This window comes from Streptomyces beijiangensis (genome assembly GCF_017315755.1).
Classification (GTDB): Bacteria; Actinomycetota; Actinomycetes; order Streptomycetales; family Streptomycetaceae; genus Streptomyces; species Streptomyces beijiangensis.
Window position 1 is genome coordinate 1 of sequence record NZ_JAFLRJ010000462.1, and the last position, 23,443, is coordinate 23,443.

Below are 23,443 nucleotides of genomic sequence, written 5' to 3' on the forward strand. Positions count from 1 at the left end.
GGCCGCCGCACCGGCTCCGCACCACGCCCGCTCGCCGGCCAGGGCGAGAGCCACGTACGACGCGCTCAAGACGTACTTCGACGCGGCCGACGGCAGCGGACTCGTCCGCGAGCAGTACCCGGCGGCTGCCGACGACCACCCCTACTCCTACGAGTGGCCGCACTCCCAAGTCCATGTCGCCGCCCTCGACTTGGCGCTCGTGGACCCGCGCTACGAGCCGGAGCTGGCCCGGCGGGCGAGGGCGCAGGAGCACTTCTGGAACGGAGCGGGCGGCNNACCTCCAGACCGGCGACCGGGCCGCCCTCGCACGCGCCGAGGAGATCTTCGCGCTGGTCGACCCCGGCTGGGACACCGACCCGGGCCATGCCGCCGCGGGCGGTGTGTTCTGGACCCAGGCGGCCTGGAGCCGCGACCGCAACACCGTCTCCAACATGCCGGGGGCCCAACTCGGCCTGCGCCTGCACCGGATCACCGGACGGGCCCGCTATCTGCGGTCGGCCAGACGGTTCTACGACTGGACGAACCGCCACCTGATGACCCCCGAGGGCCTCTACTGGGACCACCTCGACCTGACCGGCACGGTCGACAGGACGGTCTGGTCCTACAACCAAGGCGTCCCGGTCGGCGTGGGCGTCCTCCTGTACGAGGCGACCCGCGACCGCGGCCACCTCGACAGCGCACGGCGCACGGCGGAGGCCGCGTACACCTACTACGTCACCGAAGGCAGGCTGCTGTCCCAGCCCGTCTTCTTCAACTCCATCTTCTTCAAGAACCTCCTGCTCCTCGAATCGGTGACCGGCGGGCAGGCCTACCACCGGGCGATGGCCGACTACGCGGACCACATCTGGTCGCAGCAGCGCGACAGCGCCACCGGACTGATGCGCTTCAACGACCAGGGCACCACCCAGGCCATCGAACAGGCCGCCGCCGCGCAGGTCTTCGCAGTGCTGGCCTGGCCGCGCAGTAACTGGCCGACGCTCTACTGAGCCTGAGCCTTACTGCCAGACGCGGATGTAGTCGACGTACATCGTCGAGTTGTAGTCGAGCGGCGCAAGGGTCACGTCCCCCTGGGCCCACTGCAGCACCTCGTGCGAAAGGAGCGGGTACTCCGCGACCTGGCTGATCAGGGTGGGGTCGGTGACGGTGCGGACGACAGTGCCGTCATACGTGAACTCCATCTTCGTCGCAGTCCAGTTGAGCCCGATGGTGTGGCGGTACGTGGAGTGGAGACCGGACGCCGCGACGACCAGCGCCGACTGTTTGTGGTCGGTGCCGTAGCCGTCGTAGTGGATGGTGATCGCGTACTTGTCGTCGGTGTACGCGCTCTCCAGCAGATCGATCTCCGCGCCGTCGGCCGCCGTGCCGAGGGTGGAGCCGAAGGAGTGCGTCTGGAGCCAGACGGCGCCCAAGTGGCCCTGGGTGGGCGGGACATGGACGTTCACCTCGATCGTTCCGTGCGTGTAGTCGAAGATCTGGTCCGTGTCGACGCGGCCGCCCGCGTACTGGCCGTCGGCCAGTTTGGTGAGGTCGATGGCGAGATTGCCGCCGTTGGTGGGGAGCACACGGACGTTGGCGGGCTTGTACCACCAGCGGATCCCGTCGCTGCGGTCGGACTCGGTGCGCTCCTGATCGCGTACGTTCCACTTGGCGGTGTCCAGCGCCGAGCCGGTGAACTCGTCGCTGAACACCAGGGTTCCGGCCGGTCCCGCCGTGGGCTGCGCGTCTGCGGGGGTGGCCGGGTCGACCAGGGACGCGGCCTGCGCGGTGGCCGTGCCGGCCGTGCCGACCAGGGCCGTCGACAGCAGGGCGGTGGTGAAGGTGCGTCGTCGCATCAGAACTCCTCGGTGATTCGGGTGAGTTGTGCCTGTACGGGCCTGCCGTCCGCCGTCGTGAAGGCGACGACCGTGTTGCCGCACCGGATCCGGGCCGTGCAGGCGCCGTCCTGCTCCGCCCTCCAGCGGCCGGCCAGCGTCACCCGCACGGTGTGCGCGGCGCTGGGGGTGGTGAGCCAGGGGCGGGAGAAGGGGCTCCAGTGGCCGGTGTACTCACCCTTCTCGTACTGGTCCCGGTCCGGACCCTCGTGGAACCGGAGGTCCGGGTCGCAGACCGACAGCACCAAACCGTCCTCCCCCTCGTCGCGGGTCAGCAGGAGCACGGGGGTGTCGGCACCGCGTACCGGACCCGAGGCGAGCGCGCCGGTCTCCTCGAAGACCGCGTAGCCGGTGATCCCCGTCGCCCGGTCCCTGACGATGTGCGCGGTGTCGTCGGCGCGGAGCACGGTGTACGGGGCCCGGTCCCTCTCCCGCATCGCCCCGGTGAACTCCGCCATCGAGGCCGCGTCGGCCCCGACCACCAAGGCGTACTCGTACGAACCGCCCGCCGGTGCGCTGCCGTGGCGCAGCCAGGCGGTGGCGAACGCGCCGCTGGTCTCCGCGTCGGTGGCGTGGCTGCGGGAGGTNNCGTCCACCAGCCAGGTGGCGTCGGCGAGCCGGCCCGCACTGCCGCTCTCGTACGGGAAGGCCGTCAACGCCGCCGCGTCGCCGAGCCACGTCGGTGCGGACGGGGCGGCCAGCCGCGTCTGGAAGAGCGTGGTCTCCGTCTCGTGGTCCCGGTCGCGGTTCCCGATGCCCGTGCCGAGTGCGACCACCCGGTTGTCGAAGAGGAACACCGACTTGCGGGCCCGGTGCGTGCCGTCGTACTTCGGGTGCTCGTGCAGCCGCATGGCGAACATGCCGTTGCGCCCGTCCAGGGTGTGCCCGCCGCCGAAGCGTTCCTCGGTGAGCAGCATCTCCTCGATGGTCCCCGTCAGATCCGCCTTGAGCAGCTCCCACGGCTTGTGGATCGTGGTGGTCCCGGGGCGGCGGTTCCAGTCGTACCCGTCGGCGCTGTAGCCGCTGTCGAGGTTGGTCACCGGTGTGCCGCGGTGCTGGACCTGGATCTGGCCGTAGGTGTTGTAGCGGCCGTACCAGTTGGAACCGTCGTAGACCTCGGTGGACCAGAGGTGGCGGTTGTGGCCGCGTACCGTGATCTGCCAGTTGTCCCTGCGCTGCACGGCGAGCGCCGCGTAGTTGTACGCCCACGCCCCGGCCGGGGCCGCCTCGGCGGTGACACCCGCGGCCGCCAGCCGGGCGACGATCGCCTTCTGCGCGGTCGTCGGCGCGGTGGGCAGCAGCCGCAGGAACGCGGCGCCCAGCTCCGGGTCGAGCGCGCTGCCGCCGTCGGGCGTCCCGGCGATCGTCAGCCACTGGAAGGGGGCGACGGTCATCGCGGAGGTGCCCGCCGGGTTGCGGCCGCTCAGGGAGACCGGCCACTGGAGGCCGCCCGTGATCACCCGCATCGTCAGGACCGCGCGCTTGAGCGCCGTGTGGGCCCGCTCGTCGATGCGGAAGAGGCCGCCGCTCATCACGTACACGACAGGGGTGAGTCCGATGAAGCCGTCACGCGCGTAGTCGGGGTAGCAGCCGACGTGGTGGAAGGTCAGGCCGTCGGGCTTGAGGCCGTCCTGGATGCCCGGCGTGGGCAGCAGATAGCGGCTGAGCCAGTCGCGCAGCACCTTCAGGTACGCGACCCGGCGGGCGTCGCCGTCCTGCAGGAGCGCGACCGCGAGCATGCCGCGCACCGTGGTGTTGAGGATGTCGGCGGTGGAGCCGTGGGCGTTGCGGTAGTCGAAGCCGCGGAAGATCCGGCCGAAGCCGGTGAGCCAGCCGAGATCGGTGCGTACGGCATCCAGGAGCCCGGCGTCCTTGAGCACGTCCCGCATGAGGTGCACGGAGTCGTAGTAGCCGCGGATGTCGTAGCCGAGGTGGTGGATGGTGCCCTGGCTGCTGCCGTACGTCCAGCCCTGCTCGCGCAGCAGCTCCACGAGACGCACATACAGGGCGGCCAGCGCCGAGCGGTGGGTGGCGGCGGTCGCCCGGTCGTAGGCCTGCGCGATCTTCTGCAGATGGTCGGTGACCGCGCGCAGGGTGCTCGCGCCGACGAAGGCCTTGAGGTCCGTGCTGATCGCGGGCGGATAGATCTGCGACTGGTACGAGAAGACGGGGCGCCCGTCGAGCATCGGTGCGGCGGTCGCCGTGAGCGAGGCGACGTAGGCGTCGTTCACGGTGGGCGATGCGGCCAGGTAGTCGTCGTGATATCGGGCCAACAGGGTGTTCAGGTCGGTGAGTTCGGCCGACGACGGGGCCGGGGTGGCGATCTTCGCGCGGGTGTGGAGACGGTCGTGGAGGTAGAGCGCCTGCCAGTGCTGCTGGTCCCAGTCGTCGCCCTCGATGCCGATCTCCGGGACCTGGGCGTCGCGGGTGGGCGCGTCGGGACGCAGGGCGACATTGAGCAGCAGCTGGTCGATCCACAGGGTGCCGGGGCGGCGCGGCGCGATGATGCGCAGGGTGTCCATGCCGGGGCGCGGGCGGCCGTGCATGTCGTAGTCGTACCGGACCCATGTGGTGCGCCAGCCGGTGAAGTCGAGCCGGAACTCGAACCAGCAGTCGGTGCGCTCCCCGCGGCCGAACTCGAAGCGGACCACGTCGTCGGTGGGCTTCTCGTTGTAGATCCACACCGAGAAGGTGTCGACCGTGCCCTGCCAGGCCTGGTCGGCGAGCGGCCTGGTGCGGTACGGGTCGGCCGCCCAGGCGAGAGAGGCCTGGACGCTCAGGGCCGAACGCGGACCGTGGTCCCAGCGCAGCGAGTGCCTGCCGCACACGGAACGGGCGTCGCTGAGGGCGAGAGCGGCACCGTTCCCCGTGCTGAACTGCGGCGGCACAGCGGACTCGAGCAGGAACGCGGGCGGGGTGAGTGCCAGCGCACGCGCCTCCAGCTCCGTGTACGCCACGGCAGGGCCGTCCGTTTCGGCCGCGGTGGCACGCTGCTGACCCGTGGCGGCGGGCAGGAAGGGCAGGGTCACGGCGCCGGTGGCGGCCGCTCCGTACGCGAGGAGTCTGCGGCGGTTCAGCGGGGGAGTGGAAGGGCGCGCGTCCATGGGGAACCTCGGGGCGTGGAGGGCCGGTACCAGGCGGTACGTGATTGCGCACGGACGTTAGGGAAGTGGAAGCGGAGCATTCAATGAGCAATCACCGCCTGATTGCGGATTGCTCCTTCAAAGCGCACCCGCCGGTCCGGCATGATGCGGTCACAGCCGGATCACCTGGGGGGACCGTGACCGCACCGGAGCTGAAGTTCCGCAGACTCACCGCAGACCTGCGGCGAGGCATCCACGACGGCACCTGGCCGCCCGGAAGCAAACTGCCCACCGAGCGCGCGCTCGCCGCCGAGACGGGTCTCTCCTTGACCACGGTCCGCCGGGCGTACGAGGAACTCGTGGCCGAGCGGCTGGTGGAGAGGCGCCAGGGCGCGGGCACCTTCGCCGCCAGGAGCGGTCCTCCGGAACCGGCCGGGCGCCGGGTCGTGGGCGTCCTCGTACCGGACACCGCGCTGTACTACCCGCGCGTTCTGCAGGGCATCGAGAAAGAGCTCGCGGGGGCGGGCGCGCGGCTGGTGCTGGCCTGTTCGTACTACGACCGCAGCGTGGAGGAGACCGCCATCGCCGAGCTCCTCTCGGCGGGCGCCGACGGACTGCTCCTTGTGCCCGGGCTGCACACCGCGGACGATCCGGCGCTGCGCGCCCGGCAGCTGATGGAGCTGCCGGTACCGGTCGTCCTGGTGGAGCGGCGGCTGACGGCGGCGGGTCCTGGCGATCCCACCGAGCACGTCTGCACGGATCACGCGGGCGGCGCCTACGAGGCCGTACGCCATCTGTACGCCCTGGGCCACGAGCGGCAGGCGCTCGTCCTGCGCTCGGACGGTCCGCCCGCCGCGCTCATCACGGACGGATTCGCCTGCGCGGCCGCCGAGTTGGGCCTGCCTCGGCCCGTGTACGTACGGGAACCGATGGAGGGCTGGGACGCGGCGCGGGCGGACGACGCCGTCCGTACCCTGCTGGACGGCGCCGTCACCGGCGCGCTCTGCTTCGGCGACCGCGAGGCGACGCTGCTGCAGTCCGCCGCGCGCCGGGCCGGCCTTCGCGTACCGCAGGACCTGGCGCTCGTCAGCTACGACAACGAGTTCGCGGACGTGGCGGAGATCCCGCTCACCGCGGTGGCGCCCCCGAAGTTCCAGATGGGCAGACTCGCCGCACAGATCCTGCTGAGCCGCCTCTCGGACGGCGACGCATCGCCGGTGCACCAGGTGCAGTTGCGGCCGAAGCTGGTCGTACGCGCCTCGTGCGGCGGCCGGCCCGGTCACCGCCGCACCCGGACGGCCCTATGACGCGGGGAAGAGGCTCACCACCCCACGGGCGATGCCAAGATCCACCAAGTCCCGGGGGCGCAGCCGCAGTTGGTCCGCGGTCTCCGGGACGCGGTCGGGGGAGCGCTTGAGGATGGCTGCGGCGGCCTCCGGGGCGATCACCGAGAAGTAACTGTCGGGGGTGGCCCAGAGGTTGCCTGGTGCGGCCAGCGCGAGTGCACCGCCCGATCCGCCCTCGCCGACGAGGAGGGTGGTGAGCGGTACGCGCGCGGTCGCCATGGCCGCGAACAGGCCCGCGATGGCGGCGCCCGCCCCCTCACGCTCCGCCTCGGCGTCATTGGCGGCGCCGGGCGTGTCGATCAGGGTGAGCACCGCGATCCCGAGGGATTCGGCGAGCCGGACCAGGCGGGTCGCTGTGCGGTATCCGGCCGGGCGCGTGGCCGTGCCGCACTGGGCGGCATAGGCGACGGTACGGCCCTGACGCAGTCCGAAGCCGCAGCGCATGCCCGGGTCGGTGCCACCGCAGCGGTCGCCGCCGATCTCCCGGACGCCGCCGTCGAAGTACGCGGCGAGATAGGCGTCGGCGCGCGGGCGCCCGGCGGAGCGCGTCAGGGTCACCGCGTCCCAGCCGGAGAGGGCAGGGCCGGATTCCCCGGCGGGTGCGCCCGGAGGCGCGGCCGGCCCGCCGGCATGTGGTCCCGACAGGAGCATCAGCCAGTCGGCCAGGGTGCTGTGCAGCTCATCGGGGCGTACCAGCGCGTCGATCTGACCGGCGGCCAACTGCCCCTCGGCGGTGTACGCGGCAGGGTCGGCCCCCGGCGGACGTACCCGCGAGCCGGCGAAACCGACCTGCGCGCCGGGCAGGGCGAGCACGATGTCGGCGCCCGCGCCGAGAGTGGCCCAGCCGCCGCCCGTCGTGGGGTCGCGCAGGACGGCGATCTGCGGAATCCCGGCGGCGCGCAGAAGCGCGGACTGCCGTGCCACGCGCTGGAGTTGGGTCAGCGCGCGCATCCCCTCCTGCATCCGGCTGCCGCCGGTGGCGACCAGCGACACCAGCGGGACGCGCCGTTCCCGGGCCGTGGTGAAGGCGGCCTCCAGGAGGTCGCCCGTGTGCTCCCCGAGCGAGCCGCCGAGGAACCCGAACTCGAAGGAGACGAGGACGGATTGCCTGCCGCCGACCGAAGCGGTCCCGCAGACGACGGACTCGCTCTCGCCGGTGCCCGCGGCGGCCCTGGCCGCCGACGCGTCGTAGCCGGGCCAGCCGAGCGGGCCGTCGGAGCCTCTGAGGTGCGGCGTACGGACGAATTCGGCGAAGGAACCCGGATCCACCGCCGCGGTGATCGCCTCGCGGGCCGTCCATGCGTCAGCCATGCAGCGCACGCTTCATGATCTTGCCCATGTCGTTGCGGGGCAGCGCGTCGAGCAGCCGGACCTCGCGGGGTCGCTTGTGCGGTGCCAGCTGCTGCGCCACATGCGCTGCCAACTCCTCGACCGTGGGCGGCCGGTGCGGGTCCGCCGGGACGATCCAGGCGATGATCCGCTCGCCCAGGTCGGCGTCGGGCTCTCCTGTGACGGCTGCCTCGCGCACCGCGGGATGGTCCAGGAGGGCGTTCTCGATCTCGCCCGCACCGATCTTGTAGCCGCCGCTCTTGATGAGGTCGGTGGCCTTGCGGCCGACGATACGGACATAGCCGTCCGGATCCCGGGTCGCCATGTCGCCCGTACGGAACCAGGTGCCGTCGAAGGCCGCGGCGGTGGCGTCAGGACGGTTCAGGTACGCGGTGAAGAGGTTCGGGCCGCGCACCTGGATCTCGCCGACGCTCTCGCCGTCGTACGCCGTGATCTCCTCGCCCGACTCCTCGACCAGCCGCAGCTCGACCCCGTCCAGCGGTACGCCGACCGTGCCGGGCCGTGGCTCGCCGTCGGCGCGGACGCTCGTGTTCATCAGGGTCTCGGTCATGCCGTACCGCTCGACGACCCGCCGTCCCGTCGCGGCGGCGATGCGCTCATGGTCGTGCACCGGCAGCGCGGCCGAACCGGAGACCAGCAGGCGTGCGCCGGACAGGGCCTTGGCGAGTGCCGGGTCGCCGGGGAGCGCCTCGGCGATGCGGTGGTACATGGTCGGCACGCCGAAGAACATCGTGCCGTGGGCCGCCAGTTCGCGGGCGACCGCGTCCGTGTCGAAGCGGCCGAGGTGGTGCACGGTGCCGCCCCGCCGCAGCGGGCCCAGGATGCCCAGGATCAGCCCGTGCACATGGAAGAGGGGGAGGGCGTGGACGAGTACGTCGTCGCCGGTCCACTGCCAGGCCTCGGCCAGCGCGTCCAGGGTCGAGGTGATCGCCCGGCGCGGCAGGACGGCGCCCTTGGGCGGGCCTGTGGTCCCTGAGGTGTAGACGACCAGGGCCGGGGCCTCGGCCGGCGGCTCGTCGGGGAGCGGGAGGGGCTTGCCCGGCGCCCGTACGTCGATGTCCAGGCGGTTCAACGCACCGAGTGCGGGCGGCAGTTCGTCACCTGGCGCGGCGAGGACCAGCGACGGCACGCTGTCGGAGAGAATGTGCTCCAGCTCGCGTCCGCCGATCCTCGGGTTGAGCGGTACGGCGGGCACTCCGGCCAGCAGGGCCGCGACCACGCCCACGGACGTCTCCAGGGTGGGCGTGGCCCAGACGGCCACCCTCCCGGCCCCATGCAGTTCGGCGGCCAACGTCCCTGCCGCCGAAGCCAGTTCGGCGTGGCTGAGCGACCGGTCGCCGAAGTGCAGCGCCTGACGGGCCGAGCCCGCGGTGAGGGCCGGGAAGAGTGGGGGCATGCGTCGTACTCCTTGAGGGACAGGCGGCCTCGGGTGACCGCTCCTTCACCATGCCGTAGCAGGATGACGGATACGGCCACGAGAGAGATGTCAGCCGCGGGTCGTCTCCAGGTGCTTGTCGTCGGCCGGTGCGGGCTGACCCGTCACGACAGTCCCCTGAGCGCGCTGTCCGCGCCTGACGGCGGGGACGAGCAGAGCGGCCCCGGTGGCGGCCAGGCACAACAGGGCCAGCAGCATGAAGCCGTGGGTGTAGCCGGAGGCGTACGGCAGCCCCGAGGACTGGACATGGCCGGTGACCATGCCGCTCATCACGGCCGCGCCGAGCGAGCCGCCGATGGTACGGATGTTGGCGTTCATGCCGGTGGCTGCGCCGGTCTGGGCCGCAGGGACGCTCTGCACGATGAGGTTGGCCATGGAGGCGAAGGCCAGTCCGATGCCCAGGCCGAACACGGCTGCGGCGAAGGCCACTTGCCACTGCTGTCCGTGCCAGAAGGCGAGCATTGTGCAGGACACGGCGCCCAGCGCGGCCCCGATGGCCAGCAGGGGCTTGGCGCCGAAGACCGGCTCCAGGCGTCCGCTGACGATGCCCGAGCAGAACATGGCCACCAGCATGGGCAGCATCAGAAGCCCGGCGCCGGTCACGGTCGCGCCGAAGCCGTAGCCCGCGGCCTTCGGTGTCTGGGCGAAGGCGGGGAGGAAGGACCAGACCGCGTACATGCCGGCGCCGAAGAGCAGCGCCGCCGTGTTGGTCGTCCAGACGGCGGGCAGCCGCATGATCCGCAGGTCGATGAGCGGACTGGCGGACCGGGCCTCGGTCAGCGCCCAGAGGGCGAACAGTACGACGGCCGTGAGCAGCAGCCCGATCACCTTGGTGGAGCCCCAACCCCAGGTGGTGGCCTGGCTGATGGGCAGGAGCAGGGCGACCAGCCAGCCCGAGAGCAGCACGGAGGCGAGCCAGTTGACCTTTCCGGTGCCACGGATCGGGGACTCGGGGATGCAGCGCAGTGCGAACAGCGCGGTCAGCGCGACGACGCCGGTCGGCAGCCAGAAGAGCCACCGGTAGTCGAGCGCTCCGACGACCGGCCCGGCGAGAACCATGCCGAAGCCGCCGCCCGCCGCGATGACGGCCGAGAGATTGCTGATGCTGGGGCTGACCCGGGAGGCCGGGAACTCGTCGCGGATGATCCCGAACGAGAGCGGGAACAGGGCCCCGCCGATGCCCTGGATCGCACGGGCGACGATCAGTGTGGCGATGTTCGGGGCCAGGGCGGCCAGCACGCATCCCACGATCAGCGCGAGCAGTGCGCCGACGAGAGTGCGCTTCTTGCCGATGAGGTCGCCGACCCTGCCGAGGATCGGGGTGAAGATCGAAGCGGAGAGCAGATAGGCGGTCATCACCCAGGTGACGGTGGCCTGGGACGTGCCAAGCGCCTGCTGGACGGTGGGCAGCGCCGGCGCTATCAGCGACTGCATCATCGAGAACACGCCCGCACCGGTCGCGAGGACCGCGAAGGTGAGGCGGTTGGAGTTCCGGTTCATTGAGGACTCTCTGTAAGTGCGTGATGGCAGCACGGAGTTGTGCCGGGGTGTGCGGGGGTGCCACGGGCGGTGCCGTCGGCGGCGAAGTCGAGGGGGTCGGCCAGGCGGCCGACCGGTACGCGGAGACGACTCGACTGTTAAAGTGGAGGCGTACCTCCACCTTAGCGGAGGCATGCCTCCGGTTCAACCCCGGAGCCCCGAGGAGGAATCAGTGCGCGAAGAAGCAGTGGCGGACCGGGCTTCCGTCCAGGAATTCGTGGCGGCCCAGCGCCCGCGCCGCGCCGACGCCCGGCGCAACTTCGACGCGCTCCTGGCGGCCGCGCGCGAGGCGTTCGCCGAGCAGGGGGCCGATGCGTCCCTGGAGGACATCGCCCGCCGCGCCGGAGTGGGGATCGGCACCCTCTACCGGAACTTCCCCACCCGTCGACACCTCTTCGAGACGGTCTACGCCGAAGAGGTCGACGCCCTCTGCGTCCTCGCCGACGAACTCGGCGGCCGGCCCGCCTGGGAGGCACTCACCACCTGGATCGACCGCTTCGTCGAGTACACCGTCACCAAGCGGGCCGTCCGGGAGGGCCTGAACGGCGAATCCGGCATCTTCGTCTCCTGCCGCGTCTCCATGATGGGCGCCGGGGAGCCACTGCTCCGGCGCGCCCAGGACTCCGGCGAGGCCCGGACGGATGTGGACTTCGACGACCTCCTGCGGATGATCGCCGGCATCGCCGCCACCACGTTCCCCACCGCGGAGCAGCGCGACCGCGTCGTGGGTATCGCACTGGACGGCGTACGGGCGGCACGCGGCTGACCTCGAACGACGAATCGCATATATGTTCGACCCTGGTCTATTGTGGTGTGACCACCCGGAAGGATCCGGTGTGGCACAACGGAGGTAGGGGGCCGTCAGTGGCGAGGTGGTACAGGTGCGCGGATTTACGCATCTGCATGCCGTCTCAGGGTTCTCCCTGCGATACGGCGCCTCGCACCCCGGGCAGCTCGCGGAGCGGGCGGTCGAGCGGGGGATGGACGCGCTCGCCCTGACCGACAGGGACACCCTCGGCGGCGCCGTCCGCTTCGCCAAGGCCGCGAGCCGCGTCGGCATCCGGCCCCTGTTCGGAGTGGACCTCGCTCTGGACGCACCCCCCGAAGCGGCCGGACGCACGGAGCGGCGGCGCACCCCGGCCCGCGGCGGAGCCTTCGTCGACGAGTCGGCGCAGCGCGTGGTCTTCCTCGCCAGGGACGGGGCCAGGGGCTGGGCCGAACTGTGCCGGCTCGTGAGTGCCGCACACCTGGACACGGCGGGAGACCGTCGCCCCCTGCTGCCATGGGACGCCCTCGGCGGCGAACACCTCACCGTGCTGCTCGGCCCCGCTTCGGACGTCGGCCGCGCTCTGGCGGCCGGGCGTCCCGACCGTGCCGCCCGGCTGCTCGCACCCTGGCGGGAGCGGTACGGGGACGCGGCGCTGCGCATCGAGGTCGTCTGCCACGGCCGCGACGGCACCGGCTTCGGCTCGCTGCGCCTCGCGGCCCGCGCCCTCGGCTTCGCCGCCGACCAGCGGATCGCCCCCGTACTGAGCAATGCCGTGCGCTACGCCGACCTCGGCCAGGGGCCGGTCGCCGACGTCCTGGACTCCGCACGCCGCCTGGTGCCGATCGACCCGCGCGGCGTACGTGACAGCGGAGAGCGGTGGCTCAAGCCCGCCACGGACATGGCGCGCATCGCCGAGCAGGTGGCCGAGGCCGCCGGCTATCGCGCGAACACCGCCCGCCGGCTGCTCGATGTCACCGAGGAGACCGCAGCCGCCTGCCGGGTCGACCCCGAGGACGACATGGGGCTGGGCCGCGTGCACTTCCCCGAGCCGGAGCTCGTCGGCGCCCACCGGCGCACCCCCGAGCGCGTGCTGCGTTCGAAGACCACCGCCGCCATGCTGCTGCGCCGCTACGACCGGAGCCGCCGCCACTGGGAGCGCCTCGACGACGAGCTGCGCCTGATCGAACGCCAGGGCTACGCCTCGTACTTCCTCACCATCGCCCAGGTCGTCGCCGACACCAGGGAGCTCGGCATCAGGGTCGCCGCCCGCGGCTCCGGCGCCGGTTCCCTGGTCAACCACCTCCTCGGCATCGCCACCGCCGACCCGGTCGAGCACGGCCTGCTCATGGAGCGCTTCCTGTCCGGTCAGCGCGCGGAGCTGCCCGACATCGACATCGACGTGGAGTCCGCACGCCGTCTCGAGGTCTACCGGTCGATCTTCGACCGCTTCGGTCCGGAGCGGGTGGCCACCCTGTCCATGCCGGAGACCTATCGCGTACGGCATGCCGTACGCGACGTCGGTCTCGCGCTCGGCCTCGATCCGGCCGAGGTCGACCGGCTCGCGAAGTCGTTCCCGCACATCAGGGCCCGCGACGCCCGCGCCGCCCTGCGGGAGCTGCCCGAACTGCGCTCCATCGACCCGGAGGCGTACGACCCGCAACTGTGGGACCTGGTCGAGGCACTGGACGCCCTCCCGCGCGGCATCGCCATGCACCCGTGCGGTGTGCTGCTCTCCGATGCGACGCTGCTGCGCCGCACCCCCGTCGTGCCGACCAGCGGCGAGGGCTTCCCCATGTCCCAGTTCGACAAGGAGGACGTGGAGGATCTCGGGCTGCTCAAACTCGATGTGCTCGGGGTGCGGATGCAGTCCGCGATGGCGCACGCCGTCGCCGAGGTCGAACGGGCCACCGGGCGCCACATCGAACTGGACGATGCCGCGCAGGTGCCGCCCGACGACCCGAAGACGTACCGGCTGATCAAGTCCTCCCGGACCCTGGGTTGTTTCCAGACCGAGTCGCCCGGTCAGCGCGACCTCATTGCCCGGCTGCAGCCCGAGACCTTCCACGATCTCGTCGTCGACATCTCGCTGTTCCGGCCGGGACCGGTCGCGGCCAACATGGTCGAACCGTTCATCAAGGCCAGGCACGGCCGGCAGGCGCCCCGCTATCCGCACCGGGACCTGGAACCCGCACTGCGGGAGACGAACGGTGTGGTGGTCTTCCACGAGCAGATCATCCAGATCCTGCACGTGATGACCGGCTGCAGCCTCGCCTTCGGCGACTACACGCGCCGCGCGCTGTCGCGCGGCGACCAGATCGGCCGGGTGCGGGCGTGGTTCGCGCAGGAGGCGCACAAGCGGGGGTACGAGCAGGAAGTCGTCGAGCGGACCTGGGAGATCGTCGAGGCATTCGGGGCATACGGCTTCTGCAAGGCGCACGCCGTCGCCTTCGCCGTGCCCTCGTACCAGTCGGCATGGCTGAAGGCGCATCACCCGGCCGCCTTCTACGCCGGGCTGCTCACCCACGACCCGGGGATGTACCCGAAGCGACTGCTGCTCGCGGATGCGCGGCGGTGGGGGGTGCCGATCCTGCCGCTGGATGTGAATGTGTCGGACTCCGCTTATAGAATCGAACTGGTGTCTGATGTGGAGGGTGATCGCCCCCTCCACGGGGTCCGGCTCGCCCTGTGCGATGTGCGCGGGATGAGCGGGGGCGAGGCGGAGCGGATCGTCGCCGGGCAGCCGTATGCCACGCTCCAGGACTTCGTCTCCAGGGCCCGGCCGTCCAGGCCGGTCGCCGAACGCCTCGCCCAGGTCGGTGCGCTGGACACCTTCGGCCGCAACCGCCGTGACCTGCTGCTGCACCTCGCCGAGCTGCACCGTGGCCAACGCCACTCCCCGAACGGTCAGTTGACCCTCGGCGAGAGCGAAGGGAACCGGAACGAGGTGGCCCCCGCCCATCTGCCGGACCTGGACGACGCCGAGCGGCTCGGCGCCGAGCTCGGAGTGCTCGGCATGGACACCTCCCGCCACCTCATGGGCGACCACCGGGAGCTGCTGGACGAGCTCGGTGTGGTCACCGCGAAGCGGCTGAAGGACCTGCGGCACGGACAAGTGGTGCTCGTCGCCGGTGCGAAGGGCGCCGTCCAGACCCCGCCGGTCCGTTCCGGCAAACGCGTCATCTTCACGACGCTCGACGACACGACGGGCCTGGTGGACTGCGCGTTCTTCGAGGACAGCCACGACGCCAGCGCGCACACCGTCTTCCACTCCTGGCTGCTGCTCGTACGCGGAGTGGTGCAGCTCCGCGGCGAGGGCAGTGGCAAGGCTCTGTCGGTGACAGGATCCGTCGCCTGGGACCTCACCGAACTGGCCGAGCTGCGCCGCGAGGGCGGCCTGTCGGCGGTGACGGAACGGCTCACCGAGAGCGGACCGCCGCCGGACAGGGCGCCGGAGCGGGCAGCGGACGGCCGCAGCATCCAACTGGAGACCGGTTACGCGCTGCACCCCTGGGCGGATCTGCAGCCGCCCGGCGAATCCGTCAAGCAGAGCCGCAAGTTGTGGCACCAGAGCCCGGGGAGTGCGGGATGAACATCCTCTATATCCACTTCCATGGCCTTCTCGACGAGCGGCTCTACCGCCACCTTCTCGCCCTGCTGGCCGAGTACACCCCTCTGGTACAGGCGCTGCCGCCGGACGCCGCACTGGCCGATGTCTCCGGCAGCCTGCGCTATTTCGGTACGGACGCCGCGGCGCTGGCCGAGCGCATCCGGGCGCGTACCGGGGGGCTGTACGGGCTCCACTCCACGGTCGGTGTCGCCGCGAACCCGCTGCTGGCCCGCATGGTCGCCGCCGACGGTCCGCTCTCGGCGGTGCGTGTGCTGCCCGACGACCTCGACGCGGTCACGGCCTTCCTCGCGAAGAAGCCCGCGGCCGCTCTGCACGGCGTGGGGCCCGCGACCTCCCGCACGCTCTCCTCGTACGGACTGGACAGCGTCAGCAGGATCGCCGCCGCGCCGCTCGGCACGCTGCAGCGCATCCTGGGCGTCACCGCGGGCCGCCGCCTCCATGACGCGGCCCGCGGTCTCGACCCGACGCCGGTGGTCCCCGCGGCCCCGCCCCGCTCGATGAGCGCCGAACACCGCTTCGACGGGGACGAGTTGGACCCGGACAGGCAGCGCGCCGCCCTGCTCGCGCTCACCGACCGCCTCGGCCTGCAGCTGCGTACCGAGGCCCAGGCGGCCCATGCCCTCACTCTCACCGTCCGCTACGCCGACCGCTCGACGACGACCCGTACCCGCAAGCTGCCTGAGGCCACGGCCCATACCCGCGCTTTGACCACACTCGCCTACGAACTTCACAGCCGACTCGCCCTTCAACGTGCCCGAGTCCGCACCCTCACCCTGCGCGCGGAAGACCTGACGGCCGCCGAACTGACCTCACGGCAAATGCTCTTCGACCCGGACGACGAGAAGGCCCGACGCATCGAAACCGTCCTCGATCGCGCCCGAGACCTGTACGGCTCCGAAACAGTGCGGCCCGCCGCGGCAATGCCCCACGTCGCATGATTCAGACGCCTCGACCCCAGGGAGCACCCTGGCGTCGGCCTCAACTGATGACTGCTGTGCCGGGAGCCGGTCCATCAAAAGTCTGTCGACCCGGCGAATTGCCGACAGACCACTGCAGCTTCATCGCGGACACGGGCGTTCACGGCGGAGCCGCGGTTGTGCGGATCTGCCTCGACGACGGCGCCAAGGCTCTGAAATGCCGGCGCTACGGACGCTGATCGCCCGCGGCGTCAGCCGCGGACGGCGGAAAACTCCGCCGTGTCCTGCGGCCGCGCCGCCTGGGCGAGGGCGTGCCCCAATGTGGCAACGGGCCGCAGGGCCGTATCGAGTCCGACTGCCGTGAGGATCCGCAGATGCCAGGGCCGGGTGCAGACCACGTTCAGGTGGCCGTCGGACTCCAGGGTTCTCCGGCGGGCCCGGCACAGCAGTCCCAGGGTGATGCAGTCGAAGAACTCGGCCGGCCGTAGATCCACGATCACCCGGGCTCCTGGCGGGGCGGCAGCGGCATCGAGGTGGGCCCGGACGCCGGGGGCGGTGGCCAGGTCGAGGCTGCCGCGGAGTTCGACGACGGTGGCTGTGCCCAGAACGTAGGTGCGCGCGGTGGGGGTGGAGCACGGCGCGGATCGCCAGTCTTCGTTGTCCATGTCGGTCCCTGAGATGGGTCAGGCGGCGTGCAGGGCCAGTGTCGGCGAGAGACGGGCCGCCCGTACCGCCGGGTAGAGACCCGCGATCGTCCCGATGAGCAGCGTGGAGACGAAGCCTCCTGCGACGGCCCACAGCGGTACGACCCACGGCAGCCCGCCGCTCGTGGCGTACACCCCGGTCGCGGCGGCGCCGAGCAGGACTCCGGCGAGCCCGCCGAGGCCCGAGAGCATGAGCGACTCGGTGACGAACTGGATGCGGATCTGTCCGCGGGTGGCGCCCAGTGAGCGGCGCAGCCCGATCTCGTAGCGTCTCTCCAGTACGGAGATGATCATGGTGTTGGCCACGCCGACCCCGCCGACGAGCAGGGCGATCCCGCCCAGCCCCAGGAGCAGGCTGCTGAAGGCGCCCTCGGTGGCGGCCTTCGCCTGGAGGGCCGAGGACGGGTCGGTCACCAGTACGTCCTGCGGACTCCGGGGGTTGATGGTGCCGGCCATCCGCTTGCGTACGTCGTGGACGGTGGCGTCCGTCGAGCGTTCGTACACGGAGGTGGGGTGGCCGTCGTAGCCGAGCAGCTGCTGGGCGGCGCTCCAGCCGACCAGGGCGGAGCGTTCGATCTCGGGGGAGAGCGGCAGCGGGTCGAGGATGCCGACGACGGTGAAGTAGCGGTTGTCGACCCAGACTTGCTGCCCGGGCGTGGTGACGCCCAGACGTTGCGCGGCGACATGGCCCAGGACCACGGCGGGGTAGCGGCCGTTGGCCTCGTTGAGCCAGGTACCGGTGGCGACCTTGCCGCGCAGGACCTCCAGGAGCGACTCCGTGGCGGCCTTGACGGCGATGCCCGCCGTCTCGTCCGCGGGGATCTTCTCGCTGCGGCGGACGGTGGCGTCGACGTCGCCGGTCGCGCCGGCCTTCTCCACCCCGTCGATACGGCCGACCGTGCCGACGGCTTCCTTGGGCAACTTGACCGTTTCTCCGGCGAACATCGAGTCGCCGGGGGTCGCCACGAGCAAATTGGTGCCCAGCGCGTCGAGCTGCCGCAGCAACTGCGCCTTGCTGGACGCGGAGATCCCGACGACGGCGATCATCGTGGCGATCCCGATGGCGATGCCCAGCGCGGACAGCACGACACGCATGGGCCGGCTGCGGAGCCCGGCGGAGCCGACGTGCGCGACGTCGCGAAGACTCAACCGGGCTGCCCGCAGGGCGGGTCCGTGTGCGGGTCCGTGTGCGGGGCGCTCCCGCGTGCCGGCGCTCACAGTGCCCCGCTTCCGGTGTCCGCGACGATCTGTCCGTCGCGCATACGGACCTGTCGTGGCAGGCGCTCGGCGATCTCGGTGTCGTGGGTGATGACAGCGATGGTGGCGCCGTCCTGATGGAGGTCGTGGAGGAGTTTCATCACGGTCTCGCCCGATGCGGTGTCCAGCGCGCCGGTGGGTTCGTCGGCGAGCAGCAGGTCCGGTTCGCCTACGAGGGCGCGCGCGATCGCCACCCGTTGTTTCTGACCCCCCGACAGTTCGTGGGGTCGGTGGCCGGTGCGCTCTGCGAGACCGACCCGGTCCAGGGCCGCGGCGGCGAGCCTGCGGCGTTCGGAGCGCGGCAGCCCGGAGTAGAGCAGTCCTTCGGCCACGTTGTCCTGCGCGCTGATACCGGGGACCAGGTGGAATGCCTGGAAGACGAAGCCGATGTGCTGGGCGCGCAGAGCGGAGAGTTTCCGGTCGGAGAGCTCGGCGATGTCATGACCGGCGACGGCGACGGATCCCGTGGTGGGCCGGTCGAGCGTGCCCACGATGTGCAGCAGCGTGGATTTGCCGGAGCCGGAAGGGCCGACGATGGCCAGGAGTTCGCCCTGCCCGACCGTCAGGTCCACGCCGTCCAGTGCTCTCACCCCGCCGGGGTACTCCTTGGTGACGCCGTTGAGTGCGACCACGGTGCTCATATCTTCGGCACCCCGACCTTCATGCCCTCGCGCAGGCCGCCGCCCGACACCTCCACGCGCCCCTGTCCGAAGAGTCCCAGCTCGACCTTCACCTCACGGGCGGTGCCGTTCTCCACTACCTGGACGCCGAATCCGCCGCTCGAAAGCGCCAGCAGAGCGTCGACCGGGACGGTCAGGACCCCCGTACGCGTCTGGCCGGTGAGATTGACGGTGACCGGCGACTGGTCGATGCCGCCAACCTTGTCCGGCTCGTCGAACGACACGGTGATGCCTATCTTCGGTGTTTTGTCCTGGGGGTCGTCCCCCGGCTTGGCGGTCCTGCCGACCGAGGCGATCTTCCCTTTCGCCGTGGATCCGTCGGGAAGGTCGACGCTCACCTCGGCGCCCACCTTGACGGATTTGCTCTCGACGACAGCGAGGCTGAAGGTCACGACCCGTTCGGAGCCGGTCGTGGACAGCACGGGACGGCCGGGGGCGACCTGGTCGCCGACCGCCCCGTCCGTGTCCTTGATACGGACGGCGCCCGGGGCGAAGGCGATTTCCTGCGGGCCCAACTGCCCGGTCTGCTTCAGGTCGTGCGCCTTCTGCCAGCGTTTGACGGCGTCCGCCGTCAGGCCGCTGTACTCGTCGTCGACGGTGAACCCGGTGTAGCCCAGGGCGGCCAGGTTCTCCTCCAGCTGCCGTACGTCCCGGCCCTTGTCCCCGCTCTTGAGGGTGCGGTACATCGGGCCGCTGCCGTACATCAGGCGGACCGGCGTCCCGTCGATCTCGTACAGCTTCCCGTCCCGCTTCACCGCGGAGCCGGCCCCCGGGGCCCACGTCAGCGTCCCCGCGGCACCCGCGTTGACCTTGCGTTCCTTGGCGTACCCGAGGATGCCGTCGGCCTGCGTGCTGTCGCTCAGATCGCCGCGCTCGACGCCGGCGGTGGCCGGGGGCAGGCCGGTGTCCTTGCTCACCCGGCCCGTGTCCGGCGCAGACAGCGTGGTCGCCGCGACCGCCGCGCCGCCGACCACGGCGAGGACCACGGTCGAGGCGACCAGGACCTTGCGGCGCTTCATCGGACGATGCTTTCGCAGATCTTGGACGCCTTGTCGAACTTCTTCTTCTCCGCGCCCTGCGGCATCTTCTGGGCCGACATCATCGACCCGTCGAACTTCGGGTCGGGCATGTTGTAGCCGTTCTTGCGCATGCACTGGGCGTACTTCAGCATCTTGTCCTTGTCGGCCTGGGTGATCTTTCCGCCCGTCCCCAGGCCGCCCTTGCCCGCGCACGCCTTCAGCGCCTTCTCCAGCTGCGCCTTGTCCATGTCGCCGCCGATGGTGAGCCCCACGCCCTTCTCGCCCGGCTTGGGCTCGGGCACCTTCAGCCCGTGCTCCCGCAGGCACTTGCGCTGCTTGACGGCGGCGTCGTCGGCATTGCCGCCGCTGCCGGTGCTGCTCGACCCCTTCGAGGCGCCATCGTCCGAGCCGCTCCCGGAGCAGGCCGCGGCGAAGAGGGCGAGGGCCGCGAATCCCGAGGCGACAACAGCTGAACGCGTACGGGGACTGGTCCGCACATGCATGGATCTCTCCTTGCCGACTGGCAGGCCGCATTTCGGCCGCGCCGGCAGCGTGCCAAGAGCAGCTGTTTCGTCTCTCTAAGCGAAGTCGTTAACAGAGACGAAAGGTGCAGATGAGGTAGACAAGGCGCATGCGCGTGCTGGTGGTGGAAGACGAGACATTCCTGGCGGAAATGATCGCCGAGGGGCTGCGGCGAGATGCCCTCGCCGTGGACGTGGCCCCCGACGGGCTGACCGCACTGCGCAAGCTGCAGTTCGGCGAGTACGACGTGATGGTCCTCGACCGTGACCTGCCCGACATCCACGGGGACGAGGTGTGCCGCCGTGTCGTCACCCAGCGGCTGCTCACCCGCATCCTGATGCTGACGGCCTCCGGATCCCTCCGCGACCGGGTCGAGGGCCTCGGCCTCGGCGCCGACGACTACCTGACCAAACCCTTCGCCTACGACGAACTCCTCGCCCGGATCCTCGCGCTCGGCCGCCGGGCCCGCCCCGCCCTCCCGCCGGTCATCGAGCGTGCCGGACTCGTCCTGGACACCTCGCGACGGCAGGCCAGCAGAGACGGCCGCCATCTGTCGCTCTCGCGCAAGGAATTCGCCGTCCTTGAGGCACTGCTGCGGGCCGACGGGGCGGTCGTGAGCAGCGACGACCTCATCGAGCAGGTCTGGGAGGAAGACACCGGCTACCGCACCAACGCGGTCCGCGTCACCCTGAGCAAACTGCGGGCCAAACTCGGCGAGCCCTGGGTCGTGGAGACCGTACCGGGCGTCGGCTACCGCATCGGCGGCACCGCATGAGCAGCGAACGCGTACGGCTCACCGCCCTGTACGGCGGCCTGCTCGTGCTGGCCGGGGCCATCCTGACGACACTGGTGTACTTCCTCGTACGCAGTGGGCTCGGGGCAAGCATCTCCACCGCGATCACGACCGTTCCGGCCCGTGCCATGCCCAGTGGCTCGGCCACGCAGGTGCCGCTCCAATCGGCTTCACCCGCCCAGTTGATCCCCGGCGTCTCGGCGAGCAAGCCGCCGATCGCGCTCGCCATGAACCGCCAGCTGAGCGAGGCAGCCGAGAACGCCACGCTCCACCGCCTGCTCACGGTCTCGGGCATCGCGCTGGCCTGTTTCGCGGCCCTGTCCATCGCCCTGGCCTGGTGGATGGCGGGACGAGTGCTGCGCCCCGTAGCCGTGATCACGACGACCGCCCGCCGCCTGTCGGGGGAGAACCTCCACGAACGCATCGCGCTCCAGGCACCGCCCGGCGAGCTCAAAGAGCTCGCCGACACCTTCGACGCCATGCTCGGCCGCATAGAGCAACTGGTCTCCGCGCAACAGAGGTTCGCCGCCAACGCGGCACACGAGCTGCGCACCCCGCTGGCTGTCCAACGGGCCGCAGCCGAGATCGGACTCGCCGACGATCCCACCCCTCAGCGAGTCGCCGAGATCAGGACCAAGCTCATCCAGGTCGCCGACAACAGTGAGCACCTCATCGAAGAACTCCTCCTCCTTGCCGCCTCCGACCAGGGCCTGCAGCGCAGCGAGCCGGTCGCGCTGGAAAGCACGGTCTCCGCAGTCGTGGCGGCACTCGCCGACGAAGCGGCCCGGGCGGACATCACCGTGCACACCGATCTTGAACCGCTGAGCGTGCAGGGCGACTCGGTCCTTCTCGAACATCTGGTACGCAACCTGCTCATCAACGCCGTCCGCTACAACCACCAGGGCGGCACTGTGCGGATCCGCACCCGCCCCGGGACCCTAGAGGTGTCCAACACCGGGCCCCTGATCCCCACCGGATCCGTCGACCGGCTCTTCGAACCCTTCCAGCGCGCGCAGGAACGCCGGCACGCTCCCGGCGAAGGGGCCGGCCTCGGACTCTCCATCGTCGAGTCGATCGCCCAGGCCCATCTGGCCACCGTCACCGGCAGGCCCAACGCAGGCGGCGGGCTGACCATCCAGGTCCGGTTCAGCCCCGTGGCGGAGCCGGACCACGCATAGGGGGAAACGAGCGGAAAGGATCAGAAGCCACCGGGTTCTCGCGGTGCCCCCGGCCGAGGATGCTGGGAGTGCCGGGGGCACCCTGAGGAGGCCATCATGCCGATGCTCGTGATCGAGGGAACGTACCGGGTGATCGGTGCCCGTCCGGACGGCGACTCCGTCCGCTTCTACCCCACCGATCCCGGCCGCTGGGACCTGGTGCCCGGACCCCACAAGGTGGAACGGAACCGGACCGGCGGGGCGCAGCTGCGGCTGGACGCGATCGACGCGCTGGAGACGCACTACATACCGGCGCACGGCCATGAACTCCACCAGCCGCCGCCGTTCGCGCAGGGAGCGGCGGACGCCCTGACGGCCTGGCTCGGCTTCACCGCCGTCGAGCACGACGGCCGCGGCACGATCACCGCGGCGCAGCCCGCGCAGAGCCCCGGCTTCATCCTGACCCGGGGCGCGGACATGTACGGCCGCTGCATCGCTCTGGCCGGCCGGGGACCGGCCCCGGGGGCGGACGGAGGGTGGCTCCGCGTCGATGTGGAACTGCTGCGACAGACCGCGAATCACCAGCAGTTGGCCGACGGCCTCGCCTACCCGACGTACTACACCAAGCTGTACGTCGATCTGCGTGCGGCGCTGACCACGGTGGTCCAGGAGGCGCGGATCGCCGCCAAGGGGCTGTGGCCGGACGACACCACGACCACCGGCGGGAAGATCGACGGTCTGGTGTCCCTGACGGAGAGCGTGGTGCTGCTCCCCAAGCTGTTCCGCCGCCTCGCGGACTATCTGGTGCTGGGCGCGGGGGACCCCTCGCTCGCCGGGTTCAAGGCCTTCCTGGACCAGCGCGCCGACCGGGTGCTGATCCTCTCGACGGGCGAGTTCACCGGACTGTCCACGGTGGTGGAGGTCACCGAGCAGACCGTACGGCTCAGCCACCCGCCGGAGGACCTGGTCTTCGAGGAACGTTGAGCTCTACCCGGCAGGGGCCTCAAGCCTGCTGATGCGCTGGGCCCCGTCCACTGCCCCCGGGCGGGCGCTCGTCAGATCGAGGCGCAGCCGTGAGGTGCGTACCCGCGTGAAGGTGACGAGGGTCGGCTGGTCGGAACCGGTGGCCCAGGTGACGACCGCACCCTGCACCGGGACGTACCTCTCGCCGTCCCAGGCGGACACCGCGACCGTCCGGGGCAGGGAGTGCGTCGCGTCCGTACGGAAGGAGACCTCGACGCTGCGGACCGTACGCGCTCTTGCCCAGGTGACCGAGACCCAGTCGGCCTCTCTGGCCCCCTGGAAAGCGGGCAGCAGAGCGGTCGCGGACTTGTGGAAGGCGTTGGACCAGCCGGTGGCCGGATCGCCGTCGA

At 71.1% G+C, this 23,443-nt stretch carries 18 protein-coding genes and 1 pseudogene; 8 read left to right on the top strand and 11 right to left on the bottom strand.

Annotated elements, in window-relative coordinates; all coding sequences use genetic code 11:
* The first annotated feature begins 173 nt into the window (after positions 1–173).
* Positions 174–986, top strand: coding sequence for a glycoside hydrolase family 76 protein (locus J0695_RS34570; protein ID WP_242553573.1), 813 nt, complete (start codon positions 174–176; stop codon positions 984–986).
* A gap of 9 nt (positions 987–995) precedes the next feature.
* Here the strand turns inward: J0695_RS34570 and J0695_RS34575 are convergent, their stop codons facing one another.
* Positions 996–1,832: a glycoside hydrolase family 16 protein gene (locus J0695_RS34575; RefSeq protein WP_206968729.1), complete on the bottom strand. Its 837-nt coding sequence runs from the start codon at positions 1,830–1,832 to the stop codon at positions 996–998.
* Positions 1,832–4,975, bottom strand: a complete 3,144-nt coding sequence (locus tag J0695_RS34580) for a chondroitinase family polysaccharide lyase (protein ID WP_206968730.1) — start codon at positions 4,973–4,975, stop codon at positions 1,832–1,834. The genes J0695_RS34575 and J0695_RS34580 overlap by 1 nt, the downstream gene beginning before the upstream one ends.
* 176 nt (positions 4,976–5,151) lie before the next feature.
* Between J0695_RS34580 and J0695_RS34585 the strand changes: the two genes are divergently transcribed.
* On the top strand, positions 5,152–6,261 hold the full coding sequence (locus J0695_RS34585; protein ID WP_307798863.1) for a substrate-binding domain-containing protein: 1,110 nt from the start codon (positions 5,152–5,154) through the stop codon (positions 6,259–6,261).
* On the opposite strand, the gene J0695_RS34590 is transcribed toward J0695_RS34585, so the two are convergent.
* The 3 genes from J0695_RS34590 to J0695_RS34600 all read right to left on the bottom strand — a co-directional run bounded on the left by J0695_RS34590 (position 6,256) and on the right by J0695_RS34600 (position 10,585).
* Positions 6,256–7,611: a carboxyl transferase domain-containing protein gene (locus J0695_RS34590; protein WP_206968732.1), complete on the bottom strand. Its 1,356-nt coding sequence runs from the start codon at positions 7,609–7,611 to the stop codon at positions 6,256–6,258. The two genes, J0695_RS34585 and J0695_RS34590, sit on opposite strands and share 6 nt — an antisense overlap.
* Positions 7,604–9,046: an acyl-CoA synthetase gene (locus tag J0695_RS34595; protein ID WP_206968733.1), complete on the bottom strand. Its 1,443-nt coding sequence runs from the start codon at positions 9,044–9,046 to the stop codon at positions 7,604–7,606. Before J0695_RS34595 ends, J0695_RS34590 begins: the two co-directional genes overlap by 8 nt.
* Before the next feature lie 90 nt (positions 9,047–9,136).
* Positions 9,137–10,585 (bottom strand): MFS transporter, encoded by a 1,449-nt coding sequence (locus tag J0695_RS34600; protein WP_206968734.1) that lies wholly within the window; start codon positions 10,583–10,585, stop codon positions 9,137–9,139.
* A gap of 211 nt (positions 10,586–10,796) precedes the next feature.
* Between J0695_RS34600 and J0695_RS34605 the strand changes: the two genes are divergently transcribed.
* The 3 genes from J0695_RS34605 (at position 10,797) to J0695_RS34615 (ending at position 15,959) form a co-directional block, all read left to right on the top strand.
* On the top strand, positions 10,797–11,390 hold the full coding sequence (locus tag J0695_RS34605; protein WP_307798864.1) for a TetR/AcrR family transcriptional regulator: 594 nt from the start codon (positions 10,797–10,799) through the stop codon (positions 11,388–11,390).
* Between the two features lie 115 nt (positions 11,391–11,505).
* The gene (locus J0695_RS34610; protein WP_206968736.1) at positions 11,506–14,982 is read left to right on the top strand and encodes a DNA polymerase III subunit alpha; all 3,477 of its coding nucleotides are present in this window, start codon (positions 11,506–11,508) and stop codon (positions 14,980–14,982) included.
* On the top strand, positions 14,979–15,959 hold the full coding sequence (locus J0695_RS34615; protein ID WP_206968737.1) for a DNA polymerase Y family protein: 981 nt from the start codon (positions 14,979–14,981) through the stop codon (positions 15,957–15,959). The genes J0695_RS34610 and J0695_RS34615 overlap by 4 nt, the downstream gene beginning before the upstream one ends.
* 230 nt (positions 15,960–16,189) lie before the next feature.
* Here the strand turns inward: J0695_RS34615 and J0695_RS34620 are convergent, their stop codons facing one another.
* The 5 genes from J0695_RS34620 to J0695_RS34640 all read right to left on the bottom strand — a co-directional run bounded on the left by J0695_RS34620 (position 16,190) and on the right by J0695_RS34640 (position 20,101).
* A complete protein-coding gene (locus tag J0695_RS34620; protein ID WP_206968738.1) occupies positions 16,190–16,603 on the bottom strand; it encodes an STAS domain-containing protein in 414 nt (137 codons plus the stop codon).
* An 18-nt stretch (positions 16,604–16,621) separates the two neighbouring features.
* Positions 16,622–17,737: an ABC transporter permease gene (locus J0695_RS34625; protein ID WP_242553574.1), complete on the bottom strand. Its 1,116-nt coding sequence runs from the start codon at positions 17,735–17,737 to the stop codon at positions 16,622–16,624.
* A gap of 119 nt (positions 17,738–17,856) precedes the next feature.
* Positions 17,857–18,540 (bottom strand): ABC transporter ATP-binding protein, encoded by a 684-nt coding sequence (locus tag J0695_RS34630; protein ID WP_206968739.1) that lies wholly within the window; start codon positions 18,538–18,540, stop codon positions 17,857–17,859.
* A complete protein-coding gene (locus J0695_RS34635) occupies positions 18,537–19,598 on the bottom strand; it encodes an efflux RND transporter periplasmic adaptor subunit (protein WP_206968740.1) in 1,062 nt (353 codons plus the stop codon). The genes J0695_RS34630 and J0695_RS34635 overlap by 4 nt, the downstream gene beginning before the upstream one ends.
* A complete protein-coding gene (locus J0695_RS34640) occupies positions 19,595–20,101 on the bottom strand; it encodes a hypothetical protein (RefSeq protein WP_206968741.1) in 507 nt (168 codons plus the stop codon). Before J0695_RS34640 ends, J0695_RS34635 begins: the two co-directional genes overlap by 4 nt.
* A 128-nt stretch (positions 20,102–20,229) precedes the next feature.
* Here J0695_RS34640 and J0695_RS34645 point away from each other — a divergent pair, with 128 nt between their 5' ends.
* The 3 genes from J0695_RS34645 (at position 20,230) to J0695_RS34655 (ending at position 23,054) form a co-directional block, all read left to right on the top strand.
* A complete protein-coding gene (locus tag J0695_RS34645) occupies positions 20,230–20,895 on the top strand; it encodes a response regulator transcription factor (RefSeq protein ID WP_206968742.1) in 666 nt (221 codons plus the stop codon).
* A complete protein-coding gene (locus J0695_RS34650) occupies positions 20,892–22,091 on the top strand; it encodes a sensor histidine kinase (protein WP_206968743.1) in 1,200 nt (399 codons plus the stop codon). The genes J0695_RS34645 and J0695_RS34650 overlap by 4 nt, the downstream gene beginning before the upstream one ends.
* Before the next feature lie 96 nt (positions 22,092–22,187).
* Positions 22,188–23,054 (top strand): nuclease, encoded by an 867-nt coding sequence (locus J0695_RS34655; protein WP_206968744.1) that lies wholly within the window; start codon positions 22,188–22,190, stop codon positions 23,052–23,054.
* Positions 23,055–23,057: 3 nt separating this feature from the next.
* Here J0695_RS34655 and J0695_RS34660 read toward each other — a convergent pair.
* Positions 23,058–23,443 (bottom strand): annotated as a pseudogene (locus J0695_RS34660) (glycoside hydrolase family 2 TIM barrel-domain containing protein); the annotation flags it as partial.